Genomic DNA, 2,357 nt, shown 5'->3' on the forward strand with positions numbered 1-2,357 from the left:
CACCGCGACGTCCGACGTTCCCTCAAACGCGCCCTCGCTCGACGCCTCTACCGCCGCATCGAAGCAGCGACCCGCACCACCGAGCTCTCAGCCAGCTCTTGACAGACATAGGAGCGTCCAACGGGCTGCTGCGCCAGTACTTCCCCAAGGGCACCGACCTGTCCCGCTGGACCCACCACGAACTGGTCACCATCGCCGCGACCCTCAACGACCGGCCCCGCAAGACCCTTGCTTGGAAGACCCCTGCCGAGGCGATGAACGACCAGCTATTCTCACTTCAACTGCCTGGTGTTGCGACGACCGGTTGAGTTCGGTTTGCGAGCCCCTGTCGGAATGATGCACCAGACCGTTCAGTGGCTGGTCTTTGCGGCCCCAGATCGCCATCTCGAGTGCGTCGAGCGGAAGATCGGTACGCATGGTGGTGTCGAGCCGCCACCCGACAATCTTCCGGGAATACACGTCGATCACGAACGCCACATACACCATGCCCGCCCACGTCGGTACATAGGTGAAGTCGGCGACCCACAGCGCGTTCGGCCGGTCCGCGGTGAACTGCCGGTCCACCAGGTCCGCCGGCCTCGGCGCGGCCGGGTCGGCACGGGTCGTACGGGGCCTGGCCCCGCCGCGCAGCGCCCCGGTCAGCCCAGCCGTCCGCATCAGCCGTTCGACGGTGCACCGGGCTACCGGGATCCCCTCCCGGTTCAACACCCGCCACACCTTCCGCGCGCCGTACACCTCGTAGTTCTCCTTCCACACCCGCTCGATCTGAACGGAAAATCGTGGTGACTGGGTGCAGGCCGGTGACCCGGCTGGCTGTCGTGCCGGTCGGGTGGGTGCTGCTGGGTGTGGGCCGGGGTCGCTGGTCGGGTCGGTCAGGTAGTGGGGGCGAGTTCGACGTGGTGGCCGAGTGCTTCGAGTTGGCGGACGAGGTCGCGGGCTTTGCGGGCGGGGTCGAGGTGGCGCTGGTGCCAGTCGGGGCCGAGGTCGTGGTAGCGGGTTCCGGGTGCGGAGAGCAGCTTCCAGACGATCACGAGGATGGAGCGGGCGACGGCGACGAGTGCTTTGGCGTGGCCGCGTCGTTTGACGAGGCGGCGGTAGCGGGCGCCGAGGAAGGTCCGGGTGCGGCTGGCGGCGGTGGCGGCTTCGCCGAGCGCGCCGCGTAACCAGGGGTTACCGGGCCCTGCGGGGCCGGTGGTGTGTTTGGCGCCGGACTGGACGGTGCGGGGGCAGAGTTTCGCCCACGAGGTGAGGTGTCCGGGGGTGGGGAAGCGGTTCATGTCGGCGCCGATTTCGGCGAGGATCACGCGGGCGGTGGTGGGCCCGACGCCGGGGACCGCGTCGAGCAGGTCGGCCAGGGCCTGGTGAGGTAGCGGCGGCTGCCCCGGGCCGGTGGTCGTGGGCGCCTCGCGCAAAGCCTGGTCGATCCACTGGTCGAGGTCGGCGACCTGGGCGGTGAGGTGGTCGACGGTGGCCAGCAGCAGGGCGACGAGCCGGGCGTGGTGGTCGTCGAACTGGCCGGTCAGCGCTTGTTCGAGGGCGGCCTGTTTCGCTTTGAGTCGGCCGCGGGCGAGGTCGGCCAAGGCGTGAGGGTCGCGCTGGCCGGCGACCAGGGCGTCCAGGATCGCTCGGCCGGACACGCCGAACACGTCGGAGGCGACCGTGGACAGTCGTAGCTGGGCGTCGTCGAGGACCTTCTCGACCCGGTGCTTGTGACGGGTGCGTTCCTGGACCAGGACCGCCCGGGTGCGGGTGAGGTCGCGTAGCCGGCGGACCGGGCGCGGGGGGACGAACGAGGCCCGCAGCATCCCGCGTTCGGCGAGCTTGGCCAGCCACACCGCGTCGAGCCGGTCGGTCTTGGGCCGGCCCGGGACGTTCTTGACGTCGCGGGCGTTGACCAGCCAGCAGTCCAGACCCCGGGCCTCGAGCAGAAAGAAGAACGGCTTCCAGTAGGTCCCGGTCGCCTCCATCACGACCCGCTGTACCCCGTGGCAGACCAACTGGTCGGCGAGGTCGCAGATCGCCCGGGTGGTGGCGTCCACGCCCCACACCTGCTGGGTGTGGCGGCCGTCGACGGTGTCGTGCGGCAGCCGCAGGCACACCACCCCGGACGCCTTCGCGATGTCGATCGCGGCGACGCGCACGACCCCGTGCTCGTCCTCGCTGCTGTCCACGTCTGCTCCCTGACGGTCGACTGCTTCCAGGTCGGGGGCCTTCGGGCGGCCGGAGGGGAGGACAGAGGCTGAACGGCGTGCTCGAAGCACAGTGCGTAGGCCCCTCGGGCGGCCGCCTCACCAGACTCCTATGCGGGCTCAGGTCCCAAACATCACGCGGTGTCGGCGAAGACCCCCGACGTCATT

The 2,357-nt window shown here is 70.0% G+C and carries 1 protein-coding gene and 2 pseudogenes; 1 reads left to right on the top strand and 2 read right to left on the bottom strand.

The features are described 5' to 3' along the window. Positions 1-116: 116 nt before the first annotated feature. A pseudogene (locus AB1460_RS36910) lies at positions 117-308 on the top strand (IS30 family transposase); the annotation flags it as partial. 7 nt (positions 309-315) lie between these two features. Here the strand turns inward: AB1460_RS36910 and AB1460_RS36915 are convergent. After that, positions 316-774: pseudogene (locus AB1460_RS36915) on the bottom strand (IS3 family transposase); the annotation flags it as partial. 98 nt (positions 775-872) lie between these two features. After that, positions 873-2,171 (bottom strand): IS110 family transposase, encoded by a 1,299-nt coding sequence (locus AB1460_RS36920; RefSeq protein WP_368967169.1) that lies wholly within the window; start codon positions 2,169-2,171, stop codon positions 873-875. Between the last annotated feature and the right edge of the window lie 186 nt (positions 2,172-2,357).

Origin of the sequence: Parafrankia sp. FMc2, from assembly GCF_041008525.1 — a bacterium.
In the GTDB taxonomy this organism is placed as follows: Bacteria; Actinomycetota; Actinomycetes; order Frankiales; family Frankiaceae; genus Parafrankia.